The 16,584-nt window shown below is 64.3% G+C and carries 18 protein-coding genes; 6 read left to right on the top strand and 12 right to left on the bottom strand.

Translation table 11 applies throughout. From position 1 onward, the window contains the following. Positions 1 to 50 precede the first annotated feature (50 nt). The 3 genes from ACIGJE_RS24485 to ACIGJE_RS24475 form a co-directional block, all read right to left on the bottom strand. On the bottom strand, positions 51 to 875 hold the full coding sequence (locus ACIGJE_RS24485; RefSeq protein WP_415084664.1) for a creatininase family protein: 825 nt from the start codon (positions 873 to 875) through the stop codon (positions 51 to 53). A gap of 81 nt (positions 876 to 956) precedes the next feature. Beyond that, entirely contained in the window at positions 957 to 2,132 is a 1,176-nt protein-coding gene (locus tag ACIGJE_RS24480) for a DUF6600 domain-containing protein (protein ID WP_415084666.1), read from the bottom strand. A gap of 172 nt (positions 2,133 to 2,304) precedes the next feature. Next, on the bottom strand, positions 2,305 to 2,484 hold the full coding sequence (locus tag ACIGJE_RS24475) for a YdcH family protein (protein ID WP_068285636.1): 180 nt from the start codon (positions 2,482 to 2,484) through the stop codon (positions 2,305 to 2,307). Positions 2,485 to 2,851: 367 nt separating this feature from the next. Between ACIGJE_RS24475 and ACIGJE_RS24470 the strand changes: the two genes are divergently transcribed. Next, on the top strand, positions 2,852 to 3,076 hold the full coding sequence (locus tag ACIGJE_RS24470; protein WP_068285637.1) for a YdcH family protein: 225 nt from the start codon (positions 2,852 to 2,854) through the stop codon (positions 3,074 to 3,076). Between the two features lie 79 nt (positions 3,077 to 3,155). On the opposite strand, the gene gcvA is transcribed toward ACIGJE_RS24470, so the two are convergent. Then, a complete protein-coding gene (gene gcvA / locus ACIGJE_RS24465) occupies positions 3,156 to 4,076 on the bottom strand; it encodes a transcriptional regulator GcvA (RefSeq protein ID WP_311940016.1) in 921 nt (306 codons plus the stop codon). A gap of 130 nt (positions 4,077 to 4,206) precedes the next feature. Here gcvA and ACIGJE_RS24460 point away from each other — a divergent pair, with 130 nt between their 5' ends. Then, positions 4,207 to 4,497 (top strand): hypothetical protein, encoded by a 291-nt coding sequence (locus ACIGJE_RS24460; RefSeq protein WP_415084669.1) that lies wholly within the window; start codon positions 4,207 to 4,209, stop codon positions 4,495 to 4,497. Between the two features lie 220 nt (positions 4,498 to 4,717). On the opposite strand, the gene ACIGJE_RS24455 is transcribed toward ACIGJE_RS24460, so the two are convergent. Beyond that, on the bottom strand, positions 4,718 to 5,437 hold the full coding sequence (locus ACIGJE_RS24455) for a DUF1013 domain-containing protein (protein WP_322434799.1): 720 nt from the start codon (positions 5,435 to 5,437) through the stop codon (positions 4,718 to 4,720). 198 nt (positions 5,438 to 5,635) lie between these two features. Here ACIGJE_RS24455 and ACIGJE_RS24450 point away from each other — a divergent pair, with 198 nt between their 5' ends. Continuing rightward, positions 5,636 to 6,565 carry a DUF1444 family protein gene (locus tag ACIGJE_RS24450; protein WP_415084671.1) on the top strand — a complete coding sequence of 310 codons (930 nt, stop codon included), beginning with the start codon at positions 5,636 to 5,638 and terminating at the stop codon, positions 6,563 to 6,565. Positions 6,566 to 6,584: 19 nt separating this feature from the next. Further along, positions 6,585 to 6,776: a DUF1192 domain-containing protein gene (locus ACIGJE_RS24445; protein ID WP_394313013.1), complete on the top strand. Its 192-nt coding sequence runs from the start codon at positions 6,585 to 6,587 to the stop codon at positions 6,774 to 6,776. Here the strand turns inward: ACIGJE_RS24445 and ACIGJE_RS24440 are convergent. Further along, positions 6,766 to 7,395 carry a TetR/AcrR family transcriptional regulator gene (locus ACIGJE_RS24440; protein ID WP_415084673.1) on the bottom strand — a complete coding sequence of 210 codons (630 nt, stop codon included), beginning with the start codon at positions 7,393 to 7,395 and terminating at the stop codon, positions 6,766 to 6,768. The two genes, ACIGJE_RS24445 and ACIGJE_RS24440, sit on opposite strands and share 11 nt — an antisense overlap. Before the next feature lie 132 nt (positions 7,396 to 7,527). On the opposite strand from ACIGJE_RS24440, the gene ACIGJE_RS24435 reads away from it, so the two are divergent. Beyond that, positions 7,528 to 8,736 (top strand): MFS transporter, encoded by a 1,209-nt coding sequence (locus ACIGJE_RS24435; protein ID WP_415084675.1) that lies wholly within the window; start codon positions 7,528 to 7,530, stop codon positions 8,734 to 8,736. Positions 8,737 to 9,039: 303 nt separating this feature from the next. Here ACIGJE_RS24435 and rpmE read toward each other — a convergent pair whose 3' ends face one another. Together rpmE and mgtE are read right to left on the bottom strand one after the other, a co-directional pair. Next, positions 9,040 to 9,267, bottom strand: a complete 228-nt coding sequence (gene rpmE / locus ACIGJE_RS24430; protein WP_068285651.1) for a 50S ribosomal protein L31 — start codon at positions 9,265 to 9,267, stop codon at positions 9,040 to 9,042. 147 nt (positions 9,268 to 9,414) lie between these two features. Then, positions 9,415 to 10,788 (bottom strand): magnesium transporter, encoded by a 1,374-nt coding sequence (gene mgtE / locus ACIGJE_RS24425; protein WP_311940002.1) that lies wholly within the window; start codon positions 10,786 to 10,788, stop codon positions 9,415 to 9,417. Positions 10,789 to 11,121: 333 nt separating this feature from the next. Between mgtE and ACIGJE_RS24420 the strand changes: the two genes are divergently transcribed. Beyond that, positions 11,122 to 12,924 carry an ABC transporter transmembrane domain-containing protein gene (locus ACIGJE_RS24420; protein WP_311940000.1) on the top strand — a complete coding sequence of 601 codons (1,803 nt, stop codon included), beginning with the start codon at positions 11,122 to 11,124 and terminating at the stop codon, positions 12,922 to 12,924. Positions 12,925 to 12,934: 10 nt separating this feature from the next. On the opposite strand, the gene ACIGJE_RS24415 is transcribed toward ACIGJE_RS24420, so the two are convergent. From ACIGJE_RS24415 to ftsH, 4 genes are all read right to left on the bottom strand, one after another. Then, a complete protein-coding gene (locus tag ACIGJE_RS24415; protein WP_415084678.1) occupies positions 12,935 to 13,399 on the bottom strand; it encodes a DUF6644 family protein in 465 nt (154 codons plus the stop codon). A gap of 15 nt (positions 13,400 to 13,414) precedes the next feature. After that, positions 13,415 to 13,810: a DUF6152 family protein gene (locus ACIGJE_RS24410; RefSeq protein ID WP_311939997.1), complete on the bottom strand. Its 396-nt coding sequence runs from the start codon at positions 13,808 to 13,810 to the stop codon at positions 13,415 to 13,417. Between the two features lie 127 nt (positions 13,811 to 13,937). Next, positions 13,938 to 14,354: a hypothetical protein gene (locus ACIGJE_RS24405; RefSeq protein WP_367625440.1), complete on the bottom strand. Its 417-nt coding sequence runs from the start codon at positions 14,352 to 14,354 to the stop codon at positions 13,938 to 13,940. A 301-nt stretch (positions 14,355 to 14,655) separates the two neighbouring features. Next, on the bottom strand, positions 14,656 to 16,584 hold the full coding sequence (gene ftsH, locus ACIGJE_RS24400) for an ATP-dependent zinc metalloprotease FtsH (protein ID WP_311939993.1): 1,929 nt from the start codon (positions 16,582 to 16,584) through the stop codon (positions 14,656 to 14,658).

The following is a 16,584-nucleotide window of genomic DNA, read 5'->3' as shown; positions in this document are numbered from 1 at the left end:
ATAAAGAGAGGTTTCATCAACCCCTCATCCGGCGCTTGGCATCACCGCGCTCAGTCTTTCAGCGGCCCGTTCCTCAGCCGCGAGAGATCGAAGTCGCGGATATCCCTGAGCAGGTCGACCAAAGCCTGTGCGCCGAACTCTGCCGAGAGCTGGCCATTTTCGGGCGTCGCCTTGCTGGCGTCGCCCGCCGCCCCCTCGGGGCGAATGTCCTGGGCCATCCAGCCGAAGCCGCCGGGGCGGCCGGTGCGCAGATATTTGAAGATCTCTTCCATCTCATAGGTAACAGGGCGGAAGTCCTTGGCCTTGTCCATGCGCACGAGGTCGGGGCGGAAGGCGAGCATCAGCGCCGTCTCGATCTCGCCGGCATGGATGCCCAGGCGGGTTTCGTCGTCCGAGAAGGCGCCCTTGGGGTAGCCGAACATGTGCCAGGACGTGAAGGCGACCAGCATGCCGTGGCGTACGCGCAATTCGCGGGCGACGATGTCCATCGCCGACATGTTGCCGCCATGGGAATTGACGATCAAAAGCTTGCGGATGCCGGCCCGATGCACGCTCTCGCCGATCTCGGTCCAGGCCCGGATCACGGTTTCGGCCGAGAGGCTGAGGGTGCCCGGGAATTCCAGGTGCTCGTTGGACTTGCCGATGGTCTGGATCGGCAGGAAGGTCGCCGGAATGTCGGCCGGGATCAGCGGGATGGCACGGTCGAGATAACCCCGCATGATCATCGAGTCGACCCCGACCGGCAGATGCGGGCCATGCTGTTCCACGGCGGCGATCGGCAATACTGCGATCCAGTTGGCGGTATCGCCGGTGCGGAAATCCTCCGTCGTCATCTCGAACCAATGGCGGCGGGGCAGGGAAGCGGTGGTGGTCATGATCGAATCCAGGGCGGGAACTGCCTGAACCATAGCGCTGCGAGGCGCCATTTCAACGCCCCGCTTGCTGCGATCATCGAATCACCACCCGGATGACGGAGCGCTGTCGGGGGTGGGCCGCGGGCGCCAGCGATAGCGCTGACCGGAATTGGGCTTGGTCGGGTTGTTGGAGGGGGTGATCACCGGACCGGGCCTCGGATAGCGGGGCGGCCTCTGGACCACCGGCCCCTCGTTCCAGACGGGTGGGCGGCGCCGGCGCGGCGGGATGTAGATCGGCGGTTCGTCGCCATAATACGGCCCGGGCTCGTCATAGACCCGCCGTCGGCTACGGGGGGCGTCCGGGATCATGGTCTGGCGTACTTCCCGCCGCCTGCTGGAGCGGGGTGGCGGCGGGCTCCAGGATTTCATGCGGGGCGCGGCGGGGGCGGGCACGGCGATGGGCGTGGCCATCGGCGCCGCCGGGGGTGGGGGAGGTGCGCAGGCAGCGAGACTATCGCCGACGCTGAGCGAGGCGGCGGAGGCGGCGGTGTTCAGCCAGAGCAGCCATTCGCCCAGGAATTCACTCGACCAGGACGCCACCGGGCCGGTGTCGTAATCGACGATGAGGGTCGGCGGCGGCAGCACGAACACGGCGATGCCCCGTACGATCTTGAAACGCGTCACCGGGGTCGAGCCGGCGAAAGTGCCGGCTGGCGCGGCGGAAGGCCCGTCGTCGCAGCGATTGCCGAGCTTGACCGTCTCGATGAAGGTCCATTGCCTGTCGACGTTGAAATTGGCGAGGCTGATCTCCTGCTGGTCGCTTGCAGGTGGTGTCGGCGCCCAGCCGGTCCAGTCACCACCGCTGCGCCAGATCACCCAGGCGGGGCTCCACTGCGTGCCGGGCACCCAGACCCAGCCATTGCTGCCGTCCGAGGCCCAGCGTCCATAGTGATGGACAATCTTGCCCCAGACGGAGGGATCGTCATACGTCCAGCCGTAAGTGCGGTCATAGACCCAGCGGCAGGCTGGATAGGGATGCCAGCCGGCGGGGACCACCGAGGGTTTCCAGACTTCGCCGTAGCGTTCGGAATAGATGTATTGGCCGTAGCCCGACAACACGGCCTTGAATTCGTCGAGGCTGGGCGCCTGCGCCTGGATGGCGGCGACGGGCGCAGCCCGGGCCGGGTCGGTCAGAGCGCCGGGAGCGGGCAGGACGGCGCACGCCAGCAGGAAAGAAGAAACGAGGCCAAGCCCCCAATGCCGACTCGTGCTGGCCATAGCAAACCCCTCCATGGGTTATTGCTTCGATCGCAGCCGATCCTGAACCTGTCTGGGGGAGACGTCCGTATCAATTGGCACGTGGATCAACTGAGATCCGGCCACAAAATGAAACCGCCGGTACCGGATGATGCTCCGGTCCGGCGGTCAACATACACCAGCGGTGACTGGTTCAGTGCAGCCTCTCGGCGCTCTTCAATCTTGCAATTTCGTCTTTGAGAAGGAGTTTCTTACGCTTCAGCTCTGCGATTTTGAGGTCATCCGAGGAGGGATGAGCCAGTGCGATGGTGAGTTCTGTTTCAAGAGCGTGATGTTTGCGCTCCAGTTCGACCAAATGCGACTGCACAGGCATTAACGGCTCCTTGTGTCACAGTTCCGACATTCAACGTTCTCACGAAAAGGCGCGCATGTCGAAGGAAAATCGCGGATTCCGACGTTGAATCGATTGTGCAAAGCAACAATAAATTTAGTCAGAACAATAGCTTACCGCACGGTAATGCAGTGTGGCCGGGCCAAAAAGAATGCTGGATCAAAGGCCTAGGAAGGGCTTGTGAAAGTTGTCCGGCAAGCTTCGCCAAACGGGTGTAAATAGATGGCGATATCTTGCCGCAGCGCTTGCGGGCGAGGAATCGGCTCGGCATAGTTCGGCACCGTGCCCGGATGGGCATGGAGCGGCAGAATGGTCGAAATACCGAAGCTGCCATTCGGAATGGAAGGGTATGGGCTTGTCAAATCCGCTCACCGAGGAGGAGGAAGCCGCGATGGTTGCGGAGCTGGGGCAGCTTCGCCAGGAACACCGCGATCTCGATGCCGCGATTGCCGCTCTGGAACAGGTGGGAACGCCCGACCGTCTGCAGCTTCAGCGCCTGAAGAAGCGCAAGCTCCATCTCAAGGACCGCATGTCCCTGCTCGAGGACCTGCTGACGCCGGACATCATCGCCTGACGCTTGATCGCCTGACGCTTGTGATCGTCGGGCATGGCCTCGGCGTGGCTTCGACGGGGATGGAAGGCGATCCGGACGATCAAACCGCCTTGCCGCTGGCGATTTCGGCGAGCACCCAGTCCCGGAACGCCTTGATCATCGGCTTGTCCGCCTTGGCCCTCGGCGCCACCAGGTGATAGGCGAATTCCGGCGCGATCTTCAAAGACAGATCGAAGGGGCGTACCAGCCGGCCCGCAGCCAGGTCGTCGCCCACAAGGCTGGTATTGCCGAGCGCTACGCCCTGGCCGTCCACGGCCGCCTGCAGGGTCATGATCGACTGGCTGAAATGCAGGCCGCGCGTGGGATCGGGCTTGTCCGCCTTGGCGGCCATCAGCCACATGCGCCAGTCCGGCCACATCGAATCCTGACTGTGCCAGTCGAGATGGATCAGGGTGAAATATTGCAGATCGTCGGGTTCCCGCAGGGGCACGGGCCCGTGCAGAAGCTGGGGGCTGCAGATCGGAAAGACGTCCTCGACGAACAGGCGATCCGAGCGCAGGCCGGCATAGGCGCCGCGGCCGAAGCGGATGGCGACGTCGATTTCCTGGCGGCTGAAATCGGCGAGCGTATCGGAAATGTCGATGCGCATGTCGATATCGGGAAATTGCTGGCGGAAGCGTGGCAGGCGCGGCACCAGCCATTTGGCGGCGAAGGATGAACCGGAAGAAACGGTGAAACTCATGCGCTGGGTGGTGTTGGCGGCCCGGCGCAGCGCTTCGTCGATGGTACGCAGGGCGCCGCTGGTCGATTCGAGCAGCTCTTCGCCGGCATGGGTGAGCTTCATGCTGCGGCTGGTGCGGAAGAACAGCCGGGTGCCGAGGCGGTCTTCGAAAGCGCGGATCTGGCTGCTGACCGCAGCGGGGGTCACATCGAGCTCGATCGCGGCCTTGGCGAAGCTCAGATGGCGAGCGGCGACGGCAAAGGTCCACAGCGCTCCCAGACCGGCTCCCGATTTGCTCATGCTCACCCTATGATCATCAAGCTTTTGTTGATGGTGAAGAAAGGTCATCCCCGTTGATAACCTAGCATAAACCATTGAAAATAGGAAACATATCGCAAGAGCGCATTTACTTTTTGTTGAGGGTACGAGTATGTCGAGCGTCGAATTCCACGAAGATGAATGGGGCCGGCACTGGAGCTATGCCCCGGCCCTGCACGGGACGCAGGTGCGCCTGCATTATTCGATCGTCGCCGCTGTGGTGGGCGCCACCAACGCCGCCGTCGAGGCGGCCTCCACCGGCCTGGCGCAGTTCAGGAGGCAGGATCAGGCAGCCGCGAAGGCGGGGCGCCAGCGCGACCTCTATGGCGACGACGACGTACCGCCTGTCGGCTATGTCCGTTACGAGGGCGTGCGGGACGAATTCGGGCGTCCGCTTCCATAAGCGTAGAGACCGGTAATTCGGTGGGATATGAGGGCGTGATCGTCGATCGCGCCCTTTTCCTGTTGCTGGTACTGCCGGGATTCGACGCAGCAGGGGCCGGCGAAGAGGCGCTGCGCCGGGGATCGTGGGCACCGTCGATGGCTTACGCAAGCAAAAGGGCCTTTCCGCCCCGGCGGAAAAGCCCTTTTCGATGACGGAGTTGGACTGGCCGGCGAGGGCGTCAGTCTTCCTTCTGCTTGATGCCCTTGAGCTTGGCGAACACGTTGGCGACGTCGAGTTCGTCCTCGTCTTCCGTCTGGCGCGGCTTGTTGCCGAGTGAAGCGAAGGGGTCGTCCTGCCTCTGGCTCCGGTCGGCTGCCGGCCCCGTGGTGATCTCGGCAGGCAGCAGCGTGGCGCTCTCGGCCTCGGGCGGCCGGTCCTTGGAGGCCCGGGCGACTTCGAAGTCGAGGTCGATCTGGGTGCACAGGCCCAGCATGACCGGATCGGCCGGGGTCAACTGCGCGGTGTTCCAATGGGTGCGGTCGCGGATGGCTGCGATCGTCGTCTTGGTGGTGCCGACCAGACGCATGATCTGGGCGTCCTTGAGCTCGGGATGGTTCTTGACCAGCCAGAGAATGGCGTTGGGACGGTCCTGGCGCCGCGAGACCGGCGTATAGCGCGGGCCCTTCTTGACCTTGGCGACGGCGATCTTGACCTTCGGTTCGGCCAGTCGGAGGCGATGATGGGAATCGCGCTCGCCGCGGGCGATCTCCTCACGGGTGAGCTGGTTGGAGATCACGGGATCCTGGCCCTTGATGCCGGCCGCGACTTCACCGTCGGCAATGCCCTTGACCTCCAACGGATGCAGTTTGCAGAACTCGGCGATCTGGTCGAAGGTGAGGGCGGTGTTCTCAACCAGCCAGACAGCAGTGGCCTTCGGCATCAGCGGGGCGGTCGACATTTGCATCTCCTCGGAAAGCATGGGCTCGCTGCCGCCTCGCTCCAGCCTCCTGGAACGAAGCCCGACGCGAGCTGATTGTCGGGATTCAACACTTCATATAGTCGTCGTCGGCTCGAAAGGAAAGCCTGTTACGCCGCTTTCTCGCCAGGATTGTCGAGAAGGAACCGTCCTGGCTAAGGTGATCGCCTCGAGGGGCTAATGCGCGAGGGCGTGATGACGAGGCGGAGCCAGGGCGGAATCGGGCGTCGTCGGGTGCTGCAAGCAATATTCGGGCTGGCCGCTGCCGGCGTCACAGCCGTGGCGGCGCGCGCCGACGAAAGCTTTCGCGAAGAGGTGGTCGCCCTGCTGCGCCGACGGCGGCCTGCTTTGGCATTCACGCTGCCCGGCGATGATCCCGAGGGTATTCATGTCAAGGTCGGCGGGAATACGCTCCAGGTCTATCTCGGCAATCTGGAGCGTCAGCTCGGCAAAGCGAGGGGGATGGACCGGAAAGGGCAGATCCTCGACTTTTTCGACCGTATCGTGGCAGTCAGGCCCGCCGATGACGAAGAGCGCGCGCGCTGGCAGGAGGCGCGAACCAAACTGCGCCTGCAGGTCGTGCCGATCGAATATCGCCGGCAGACCAAGGAACTGGTCTCACGCGACCTGGCGGCCAGGGTGGTGATCGCCTATGCGCTCGATCAGGGTGGGCGCTATGCGCTCGTCACCACGGATGACCTGAAGACATGGGGCGTGGCTGCCGATGCGATCCATGAAGCAGCTCTGGCCGGGCTGGAGGCCGCCTCCGGCAAGCTGGCGATCGAGGCAGAGAGATCGGCGAAAGGTCGGGGCGCCTACGCCACCATCCTGACCAATGATGGTTATGATGCCGCCCGCTTGCTGTTGCCCTCGGTCCGGCAGAGACTGCTGCAGGCGTTGGGCAGTGACCTGGCCATCGCCGGCATTCCCAATCGGGACTTTCTGGTGGCCTGGACGCCCGATTTTTCAGCGCGGGCCGGTTTTGCCGCAAAAGTGAGCGAAGATTCCAAGTCGCGCTCACATCCGCTCACCGATGAGCTTTTCGTAATCGAGGCGAATGGGTTTAGAGTGGCCACCGCGGCCGAGCTCGTCGAGCAGCGCCGCATATGATGGGAGGTGAGGAGACGAGATGGCGATTTTCGATGAAGAGCCGCGAAAGGTGACGGTGGGACATCAGATCGGGCAGGACCTCTCGACCCTGTCGCTGCATGAACTCGACGAACGCATCGCGGCCCTGAAGCAGGAGATCGCGCGCCTGGAGGAAGCCAAGGCCAGCAAGGCAGCCTCGCTTTCGGCGGCGAGCGCCTTTTTCAAGAGTTGAGCCTTGCAGGAGAGCTCCGCCGGTCAGCGGGATGACGCAGTAGGCCGTTCAGTAACGCATGAAAGGCCTTCACCGCCTGCTTTGACGCTGCCTTGGGATCGGCGGCATTGGCGATCCATTGCGAGGCATGCCAGGTGGCGCCATTGACCAGCCGGGCCGCAGCCTCCGGGTCGACATCGGCCAGAACCCCGTTCCGCTTCAGCGCGATCAATGTCGCACGCATCGTGGCGATGCAGCCATCCTGGCTCGGCCATTGCGAGGGATCGCCGAGGACGGCCGGACCGTCGCGAAACAGGATGCGCTGGATCTCCGGCTCCAAAGCCATCTCGATATAGGCCGAGCATTCGGCGATGAAGCCCTGCCAGGGATCTTCGGTCTGGGCTGAAATTGCGGAGAGGCGCTTGGACATTTCGGCGTCGAGTTCCGTGATAACCGCTGCGAACAGGCCCTTCTTGTCGCCGAAATGATGATAGAGCGCGCCGCGCGTCAGGCTGGCCGCCGCGGTGAAATCGTCCATCGACGCTTGCGCATAACCGACAGTGCCGAAGGCCGCGCGCGCTACGGCGACCAGTTTGGCGCGCGTCTCGGCGATCATCTGGGTTCGCGGCCTACGGGCCATGGCATCTCCTTCGCAGCCAATCATCTCCTTCACATACGTTGTGTATATTATTTGACATACGAGGCGTATGCAACTATGTCGAATACATACGTTGCGTATGTCAATGCATCCTCTTCCGCTTTGGAGTGACCGATGTCCAATCCTTACAGCCAGATTTTTCGAGCGCGGGGGGCAAAGGCCTTCGCGGCTGCCGGATTCCTGGCGCGACTGCCGCTCGCGATGGTGACCATGGGTATCGTCGCCATGATCTCTCAGACACACGGTGAATATTGGCTGGCCGGCGCCGTATCGGCCACCTTCGCCCTCGGCAATGCCTTCATGTCCCCGCAGATCTCCCGCATGGTGGACCGCTACGGCCAGAGCCGAGTCCTCGTTCCCGCCACCAGCCTATCGGTTGCCGCTTTTTCGGTTCTGCTGCTGGCCGCCCATTTCCACTGGCCGGCCTGGATCCTGTTCGTCGCGGCGCTGTTCGCCACCACCATGCCCAGCATGCCGGCCATGGTCAGGGCCCGCTGGTCGGAGCTCTATCGCGACACGCCGCAACTGCACACGGCCTTCGCCTTCGAATCGGTGGCCGACGAGGTTGTCTACATGGCTGGATCGATCCTTTCGGTCGGCCTGAGCGTGGCCTGGTTCCCTGAGGCCGGTCCCTTGGTCTCGACCGTGTTTCTTGCCGTCGGCACGGCGCTTTTCGTGGTGCAGAAATCCACCGAGCCGCCGGTCCGCTTCTCCGAAAGCGGCGGCTCCTCGGCCATCCGCCTGCCGTCGGTGCAGATCCTGACCTTCGTCCTGATTGCCATCGGCACCATCTTTGGAACGGCCGAGGTCACGGTGATCGCCTTTACCAGGGAATTGGGGCAGGCGACGGCGGCCAGCTTCGTGCTCGCCGGCTATGCCGCAGGCTCGCTCATCGTCGGGCTGGTATTCGGGGCACTGAAGCTCGGCATGCCGCTCGAGCGTCAGTTCGTGATCGCCATCGCGGTGGCCGCGGCCACCACCGTGCCGCTGCTGTTCGTTTCGAATGTCGCGATGCTGGCGCTGTTGCTGTTCTTGTCCGGCGTGTCGATCTCACCGACGCTGATCACCGCCATGGGCCTGATCGAGCGGCATGTCCCGGCAGCCAGGCTGACGGAAGGGATCACCTGGGCGATGACCGGCATCGGCATCGGCATGGCGGTCGGCTCTTTCGCCTCGGGCTGGGTCATCGACCGCTTCGGTGCCGCCGACGGCTTCTGGATCTCGCTTGCGGCCGGCATCGTTGCGTTGACGGCTGCGCTGCTGGGCTCGTGCCGGCTGACGCCGGTATCGAAGGAGGACAGGCTCTGCGCGGCCGCCGCCTGATCGGGACCGGGCGTTAACCGAATATCAAGACTTCTGCGATAGCCTCGCTGCCATTCCAGCTTGCTGGATGTTCGAGTGGCTCCTGTTCACTCTGTTTGACGCCTCCCTGTTTCGACTTGGACAAGCCGCGATATCTTATCGCGGCTTCTTTTTGTGTGTGTGGGCGGATCTTCGGATCCGCCTGGAGACACGAGGCTCGATGAGAGAGCAGGGCGGGTCTGAAAACCCGCCTCCATAACCAAGACAGCCCAAAACAAAAGCGGGCCCGAAGGCCCGCTTGCGTCGATATCCGAATGTTCGTGCTCAGCGCTTGAAGCTGATGCCAGCGAAGCGCTGGTTGAACTTCGACACGCGGCCGGCGCGGTCGAGAAGCTGCTGCGAACCGCCGGTCCAGGCCGGATGGGTCTTGGGGTCGATGTCGAGCTGAAGGGTGTCGCCTTCCTTGCCCCAGGTCGAATGGGTGTAGAACTCGGTGCCGTCGACGAAGACAACCTTGATCTTGTGGTAGTCGGGATGAATGTCGGCCTTCATGGGGTCAAATCCTGCTCTGTGCCGGAGCGCTACCCCGGTCGGACAAGTCAAATTCGAATGAGTGGGCGGCTCGATAGCGCAATTTCGGTCCGGATACAAGCACTGGCCCCGCATTTCTCACATGCGGAAATCACCTTTCTGCACCGTCTACAGCAACGTTCCTCTCAGAATGACCAGGGCAACGGTGAAGTAGATGACGAGCCCGGTCACGTCGACCAGGGTCGCGACCAGCGGTGCGGAGGCGCTGGCGGGGTCGAAGCCGACCTTCTTGAGGATGAAGGGCAGCATGGAGCCGGTCAGCGAGCCGAAGGTGACGATCGCGGTGAGGGCGCAGCCGATGGTCAGGGCCAGCAGGGCCCAATGCGGCCCGTAATCGTAGAAGCCGGCCTTCTGCCAGACCACGATGCGCACGATGCCGATCAGGCCAAGGATGGCGCCGAGCACGACGCCGGTGGGCAGCTCGCGCAGGGCCACCCGCCACCAGTCCTTCAGCTTCACCTCGCTCAGCGCCAGGGCGCGGATGAGCAGGGAGGTTGCCTGCGAGCCGGAATTGCCGCCCGAAGACATGATGAGCGGGATGAACAGGGTGAGCACCACCGCCTTCTCGAGTTCGCCCTCGAAAAATTGCATGGCGCTCGCCGTGAGCATCTCGCCGAGCAGCAGCACGGACAGCCAGCCGGCACGCTTCTTGATCATCGACCAGAAGCCGATCTGGTCGTAAGGGTCGTCAAGCGCCTCCATGCCGCCGAACTTCTGGGCGTCCTCGGTGCCTTCGGCCACGATGGCGTCGATGATGTCGTCGAAGGTGCAGATGCCGATGACATGCATGCTGTCGTCGACAACCGGCACGGCCAGGAGGTCGTATTTGGCGATCAGCCTTGCCACTTCCTCGCGGTCGGCCGTGGGGGCGACGGTGATCGGCTTGTCGAAACGGGCGGCCGTCAGCACCGAGGATTTGGGATCGGCCGTGATCAGCCGGCGCAGCGCCACGGCCTTCAGGAGCTGGCGGGTCTTGGGATCGAGGACATAGACCGAATAGATCGTCTCGCGCGTGCGCTCGACCCGGCGGATGTGATCCAGCGTCTGCTCCACCGTCCAGGACGAGGGCACGGACACGAATTCGGTGGTCATCAGTGCGCCGGCGGTGTCCTCGGGGTAGGACAGCAGCCTGTCGAGCGAGGCGCGGGTCTCGGGATCGAGCCGGTTGAGCAGATCGGTGCGCGGCGGATCGTTCATGTAGCGGAAGACATCCGCCACACGGTCCGAGGACATGCCGGCCATCAGCTTGAGGGCCCGTTCGGCAGGAAGGGCCTCGATCAACGCCGCCGGATCGTCCAGGCCCGGCTGGTCGAGCACTTCGATCGCCCGCTCGTCGGGCAGGTGTACGAGGACATAAGCCTGTTCCTCGATCTCCTGCTCATTGAGCAGTTCGACGATGTCGGCTACGTGCTCGAGGCCAAGGCACACCTCGAGGATGTCGCGGTCGGCGACGTCAACGGTCTTTTCAGCCAGGTCTTCCATGGCTCTTCCTTCCTCTCGGCCGTTGCCGGCCGGAAGGACGAGCCCGCGAGCGGTCAGTCCTTACAGGCCGTCAACGGCGCGAACATTCGACTGCTACTGTCGCTTGGCATGATCTCGTTGATCTCGTGGGGCCCGGCCAGGACGATTCCTTTGGAATAAATCCAAAGGCCGGAACAATCGCGACTTGCGCCTCTCAGCCGTCGCAGTCAAGCGCTTTTTTGCACTGCGCGATAATATGGAGAGCGCGGCAAACTGAAGCGGTTTGGGCCGGTGCGATTGCAGCCGCGCCCACAGCGGGGCATTGTCCCGCGCGCTCGAAAGGAAGAATAGTACGTGGCCACGGAAACTGACCCGAAAACCCGAGAAAATACCGCGGAATCCTCCAGGAATAGCCGGACCTTGCGCCCGCTGATGGCGTTGGCACCCTATGCCCTGGCCTATCGCGGCCGCATCGTGCTGGCTTTCCTGGCTTTGACGGTGGCGGCGGCGGCTACGCTGGTGGTGCCGGTCGCCATGCGCCGCATGATCGATTTCGGCTTCTCGGTGGGACATGCCGCCGCCATCGATTCCTACTTCCTGGCCATGACAGGCGTGGTGCTGATTCTCGCCTTGGCCAGCGCGGCCCGTTACTATCTGGTGATGACCCTCGGCGAGCGCGTGGTCGCAGACGTCCGTACCGCCGTCTTTGCCCATCTCACCCAGCTTTCGCCCCTGTTCTTCGACACGGTCAAGACTGGCGAAGTGCTCTCGCGCCTCACGGCGGACACCACGCAGATCAAGGCGGCTTTCGGCTCCTCCGCTTCCGTTGCCCTGCGTAACCTCTTCCTGTTTGCCGGCGCCGTGGTGATGATGGTGTGGACCAGCCCCAAGCTTTCGGCGCTGGTGCTGATCGCCATTCCGCTGATCGTGCTGCCGCTGGTCGCCTTCGGCCGGTCCGTGCGCACGCGCTCGCGCAAGGCGCAGGACACGCTGGCCAACGCCTCCGCCTATGCCAGCGAGATCATCGGCGCGATGCGCGTGGTGCAGGCCTTCACGGCCGAACGGCTGGCCATCGGGCGTTTCTCGGGTGAAGTGGAAAATGCCTACCAGGCTGCCGCGACCTCGACCCGCTCGCGCGCGATGCTGACGGCGATCGCACTGTTCCTGGTGTTCGCCTCGGTGGTCGGCGTGCTCTGGCTCGGCGCCCATGACGTGGTCGCCGGCACGATGACAGCCGGCACCTTGTCGCAATTCGTGCTTTATGCGGTATTCGGCGCCGGCGCCCTTTCGGAGCTCGGCCAGGTCTGGGCGGAGATCGTACAGGCAGCCGGCGCCGCAGAGCGCCTGGGCGAGCTTCTCGGCGAAAGGCCGGCGATCTCGGCGCCCGCCCGGCCGCTTGCCCTCCCCGAGCCGGCGCGCGGCGCCGTCGCCTTCGAAGGCGTGACCTTCGCCTATCCCGCCCAGCCCGACAAGCCGGTGCTGCACGATGTCGATCTTGCCGTGAAGGCGGGCGAGACGGTTGCCATCGTCGGACCGTCCGGTGCGGGCAAGAGCACGCTGTTCCAGCTCCTGCTGCGCTACTACGATCCCCAGTTCGGGCGCGTGAGGCTGGACGGGGTGGCGCTGCCGCAGGCCGATCCCAAGCGCGTGCGCCAGCGCATAGCCGTGGTGGCGCAGGACCCGGTGGTCTTCGCGGCGACCGCCCGCGACAATATCCGCTTCGGCCGCCCCGATGCCAGCGATGCCGAGGTGGAGGAGGCGGCCCGCCTGGCCGCCGCCGACGGCTTCATCCGCGCCATGCCGCAGGGCTATGACACCCCGATCGGCGAACGCGGCGTGACGCTGTCGGGCGGCCAGCGCCAACGCATCGCCATCGCTCGCGCCATCCTCAAGGATGCCCCCGTGCTGCTGCTCGACGAGGCGACCTCCGCACTCGATTCCGAAAGCGAGAAGGCGGTCCAGGCAGCCCTCGATGGCTTGATGACCGAGCGTACCACGCTGGTGATCGCCCATCGTCTGGCCACGGTGCAGGCCGCCGATCGCATCATCGTGCTCGATGACGGTCGCATCGTCGAAGAGGGCACGCACGAAGCCCTGGTGGCGCGCGGTGGCCTGTATGCGCGGCTGGCGCAGCTGCAATTCAGGGATGCAGCCTGAGCGAGGTCGGCTACAGGAAACCGATCCAGCGCCCGGCCACCAGCACCGAGAGCCAGAGCAAGGCTGAGACTAAGGCCGATACCCGCACGCTTGCAGCCAACGGCCCGCCGGCGAGCGCAGCGCGGAAGGCCGGGCGACGGTGCTGGAGGCCGACATTGATCAGGGCCAGCATGAGCAGAACGAGCTTGGCCTGAAAGGCGGCATTATCGGCATAATGCCCTGGGCGCACGCTGAACAGCCACAGGCCGCAGGCAAGGGTGAGCCCGAGGCCAATGGCGGCCACGCGTGTCAGGAACGGCCCGATGAACGCGATCGGCACCGCGGGCCATAATCCGGCAAGCCGCAGATCGAGTGGCAGGATGGCGCCGAGCAGCAGGCCGATACCGAGAATATGCCCGGCATTGACGAAGATATAGGCCGTGGGTGTCTGGCGCAGCAGCACCGCGCCTGGCCAGGCAGCGAGAACTTCCAGCATGGCGGGCCGCCGGGTTCAGCGTGTCTGGATCCGATCGGGATACATGTCGTAATTCTTGCCGGCGATGGTAACGCGCACGGCCTTCATCCAGGCCTTGCTGCGATCCTTGGCGCGGTTGCCCAGCACAGTGACCGTGTCGCCCGGCCTGGCGGTGTCGCCGCTAAAGCCGGAGCGTTGCGTCTGGCCGGGATTGGCGAGGTCGACCCGCCAAAGCACGCCGTCCTCGGCGGTGACGTCCAGCGAAGGATGGGGCGGAGCCATCGAAACCGCCTTGATGGTGCCCTTCAATTCCATCTGTTCGCCTTCGGCCCATGACCAGCCGTGATGGGCAAAGGCCTTGGGCGCAAAGGTGATGACGGCTCCCGCTCCGACGAGACGGAGAAAAGCGCGCCGTTCGACCGCAATCGTCATCGATGCCCCCTCGTGCCGGCTTCGGTTGACGGAGAGTGGCCGGCGAATGAGGCGGAAATCATGCGCGGATCATCAAAACCCTGTGTCCAGCCTCGCGGTCCGGCAAACGGGCCCGGTGCCACGCATGCTAACGGCCCGCAGCGTTCACGACGCGGCAGATATGGGAGCGCAGGGCGTCCTGGGTGGCGATCTGGCCGGCCTGCACATGGAATTGCAGATCGATGCGGGTGCCGCCGCCGGCCTTGCGGGCGGTGACGCGGATGGTCTGGAGACGGCCGTTGTTGGCGCTGTCCTGGTCGGCGATCAGTACGCCGGCCCGCTTGTCGACACTGACGACATCGATGCCTTCGGCGGACAAGGCGCGGCCGACATTGTCGAGGGCCTTGGCGGGAGCGACCTTGGGAAAGACGGCCCAGGTCGAGTAGGTCAGGCCGGTGAGCAGGGGAACGCCGGAAGTCTTGAGGTTCTGCGCGCAGCTCTGCGCCGCGGCGGGCGATGCGGCGAAGAGGGCAAGCGCGGCGGCGCCGGCGAGATATTTCAGCATGGGACGGTCTCTGTCTGCCGCCTGGGCGGCTGGGCTGGAGGAGGTCGCCGCTAGGCCTGCAGAGGCACTGCGACATTGCTGCATAGTTCACCGCCCTGAAGCTGAACAGTGGCAATTCGAGGCGAGGAGAGGCGTTGTTTCGCCGGTGACACCATTGGAAAGGATTTGCCGGCTGCCTCTGCGATTTGCGCCAGCGTGGCATCCATCAGGATGCTGCGGGCCGGTCCCTGCTGGAGGCACCCACAACATGAAAAGGCCGGTCTCGCGACCGGCCTCCATCAATATTGGATATCTTTGGCCCTCAGGCCGAAGGAGCAGGCTCCATGCCGCCTTCCGGCTGCGGTGGCGGGCGGCGCGGCTTGCCGGCAGAGATGGCCGAGCCGCGCGTCGTCTGGGGCTCCTCCAGCGGATCGCGGGATGGCGGCTTGCCGTCGAGCAGGTCGCGGATCTCGTCGCCGGTCAGCGTCTCATATTCGAGCAGCGCCTGGGCCAGGGCTTCGAGGTCGTCCCGCTTTTCGGTGAGGATGTGCTTGGCGTCGTCCCAGCCCTGGTTGATCAGGCGGCGCACTTCGGCGTCGATCTTCTGGGACGTCGCTTCGGACACGCTCTGCGTGCGGCCCATGGACATGCCGAGGAAAACCTCGTCCTGGTTCTCGCCATACATCACGGTGCCGAGCTCGTCCGAATAGCCGTAGCGGGTGACCATGGCCTTTGCCATGCGGGTGGCCTGCTCGATGTCGCCCGCGGCGCCGGAGGTGATGTTCTCCTTGCCGAAGATCATCTCCTCGGCCACGCGGCCACCCATGGCGACGGCGAGCTGGGAGGTGAACTCGATATATTTCATCGAGTAGCGATCGCCCTCGGGCAGGAACTTCACCATGCCGAGCGCGCGGCCACGCGGGATGATCGTGGCCTTGTGCACCGGGATGCCCTTGGGCACGTTGAGGCCGACGATGGCATGGCCCGCCTCATGATAGGCGGTGAGGCGCTTTTCCTCTTCCGACATCGCCATGGTCTTGCGCTCGGCACCCATCAGGATCTTGTCCTTGGCGTCCTCGAACTCGAGATGGGTGACCATGCGCTTGTTGCGGCGCGCGGCGAGCAGGGCCGCCTCGTTGACCAGGTTCATCAGGTCCGCGCCGGAGAAGCCGGGCGTGCCGCGGGCGATGATCTTGAGGTCGACGTCGGGAGCGAGCGGCACCTTGCGCACATGCACGCGCAGGATCTTTTCGCGGCCCGACAGATCGGGATTGGAGACCACGATCTGGCGGTCGAAGCGGCCGGGACGCAGCAAGGCAGGATCGAGCACGTCGGGGCGGTTGGTCGCCGCGATGATGATGATGCCTTCGTTGGTCTCGAAGCCGTCCATCTCGACCAGCAGCTGATTCAGCGTCTGCTCGCGCTCGTCATTGCCGCCGCCGAGGCCCGCGCCACGGTGGCGGCCGACGGCGTCGATTTCGTCGATGAAGATGATGCAGGGCGCATTCTTCTTGGCCTGCTCGAACATGTCGCGCACGCGGCTGGCGCCGACGCCCACGAACATCTCGACGAAATCGGAGCCGGAAATGGTGAAGAAAGGCACATTGGCTTCGCCGGCGACAGCACGCGCCGTCAGCGTCTTGCCGGTGCCGGGAGGCCCGACCAGCAGCACGCCGCGCGGAATGCGGCCGCCCAGGCGCTGGAACTTCTGGGGATCGCGCAGGAACTCGACGATTTCCTGCAGGTCCTCCTTGGCCTCGTCGATGCCGGCGACGTCATCGAAGGTGACGCGGCCATGGGCCTCGGTCAGCAGCTTGGCCTTGGACTTGCCGAAGCCCATGGCCTTGCCGCCGGCGCCCTGCATCTGGCGGGACAGGAAGATCCACACGCCGATCAGCGCCAGGATCGGCAGGGCCTGCAGCAACAGCTGTAGGAGCCATGGCGTCTCGGCGGGCGGGGCAGCGCTGACCTGTACGTTGAGGTCGTTCAGCGTCTTGGCCAGATTCGGATCATTGGGCAATTGGGTGGTGAAGCCCGTGCCACCATTGACGTAGGTGCCCTTGAGCTCGCTGCCCTGGATGGTGACATCCTTGATTTTGCCTTCCTTGGCGGACTTCACCAATTCCGAATAGGAGATCGAGCCGTCGGCGGCGGCGCTCTGGCTGCCCGTCTGCCGGAACAGGGTGAAGAGTGCCAGCAGCAGCAGCACGACAATCACCCAAAGCGCAAAATTTCGGAAGTTCGCGTTCAT

Source organism: Labrys sp. E2SS-1L (assembly GCF_057073705.1).
Note: the sequence above shows the minus strand (reverse complement) of the source record. Positions and strands in the feature narration are given on the sequence as shown.

What these genes read in the sequence shown, in the direction of transcription:
- ACIGJE_RS24485 (WP_415084664.1), bottom strand. Translation starts at nt 875, where the DNA reads ATGACCACCACCGCTTCCCTGCCCCGCCGCCATTGGTTCGAGATGACG.
- ACIGJE_RS24480 (WP_415084666.1), bottom strand. Translation starts at nt 2,132, where the DNA reads ATGGCCAGCACGAGTCGGCATTGGGGGCTTGGCCTCGTTTCTTCTTTC.
- ACIGJE_RS24475 (WP_068285636.1), bottom strand. Translation starts at nt 2,484, where the DNA reads ATGCCTGTGCAGTCGCATTTGGTCGAACTGGAGCGCAAACATCACGCT.
- ACIGJE_RS24470 (WP_068285637.1), top strand. Translation starts at nt 2,852, where the DNA reads ATGGGCTTGTCAAATCCGCTCACCGAGGAGGAGGAAGCCGCGATGGTT.
- gcvA (WP_311940016.1), bottom strand. Translation starts at nt 4,076, where the DNA reads ATGAGCAAATCGGGAGCCGGTCTGGGAGCGCTGTGGACCTTTGCCGTC.
- ACIGJE_RS24460 (WP_415084669.1), top strand. Translation starts at nt 4,207, where the DNA reads ATGTCGAGCGTCGAATTCCACGAAGATGAATGGGGCCGGCACTGGAGC.
- ACIGJE_RS24455 (WP_322434799.1), bottom strand. Translation starts at nt 5,437, where the DNA reads ATGTCGACCGCCCCGCTGATGCCGAAGGCCACTGCTGTCTGGCTGGTT.
- ACIGJE_RS24450 (WP_415084671.1), top strand. Translation starts at nt 5,636, where the DNA reads ATGCGCGAGGGCGTGATGACGAGGCGGAGCCAGGGCGGAATCGGGCGT.
- ACIGJE_RS24445 (WP_394313013.1), top strand. Translation starts at nt 6,585, where the DNA reads ATGGCGATTTTCGATGAAGAGCCGCGAAAGGTGACGGTGGGACATCAG.
- ACIGJE_RS24440 (WP_415084673.1), bottom strand. Translation starts at nt 7,395, where the DNA reads ATGGCCCGTAGGCCGCGAACCCAGATGATCGCCGAGACGCGCGCCAAA.
- ACIGJE_RS24435 (WP_415084675.1), top strand. Translation starts at nt 7,528, where the DNA reads ATGTCCAATCCTTACAGCCAGATTTTTCGAGCGCGGGGGGCAAAGGCC.
- rpmE (WP_068285651.1), bottom strand. Translation starts at nt 9,267, where the DNA reads ATGAAGGCCGACATTCATCCCGACTACCACAAGATCAAGGTTGTCTTC.
- mgtE (WP_311940002.1), bottom strand. Translation starts at nt 10,788, where the DNA reads ATGGAAGACCTGGCTGAAAAGACCGTTGACGTCGCCGACCGCGACATC.
- ACIGJE_RS24415 (WP_415084678.1), bottom strand. Translation starts at nt 13,399, where the DNA reads ATGCTGGAAGTTCTCGCTGCCTGGCCAGGCGCGGTGCTGCTGCGCCAG.
- ACIGJE_RS24410 (WP_311939997.1), bottom strand. Translation starts at nt 13,810, where the DNA reads ATGACGATTGCGGTCGAACGGCGCGCTTTTCTCCGTCTCGTCGGAGCG.
- ACIGJE_RS24405 (WP_367625440.1), bottom strand. Translation starts at nt 14,354, where the DNA reads ATGCTGAAATATCTCGCCGGCGCCGCCGCGCTTGCCCTCTTCGCCGCA.
- ftsH (WP_311939993.1), bottom strand. Translation starts at nt 16,584, where the DNA reads ATGAACGCGAACTTCCGAAATTTTGCGCTTTGGGTGATTGTCGTGCTG.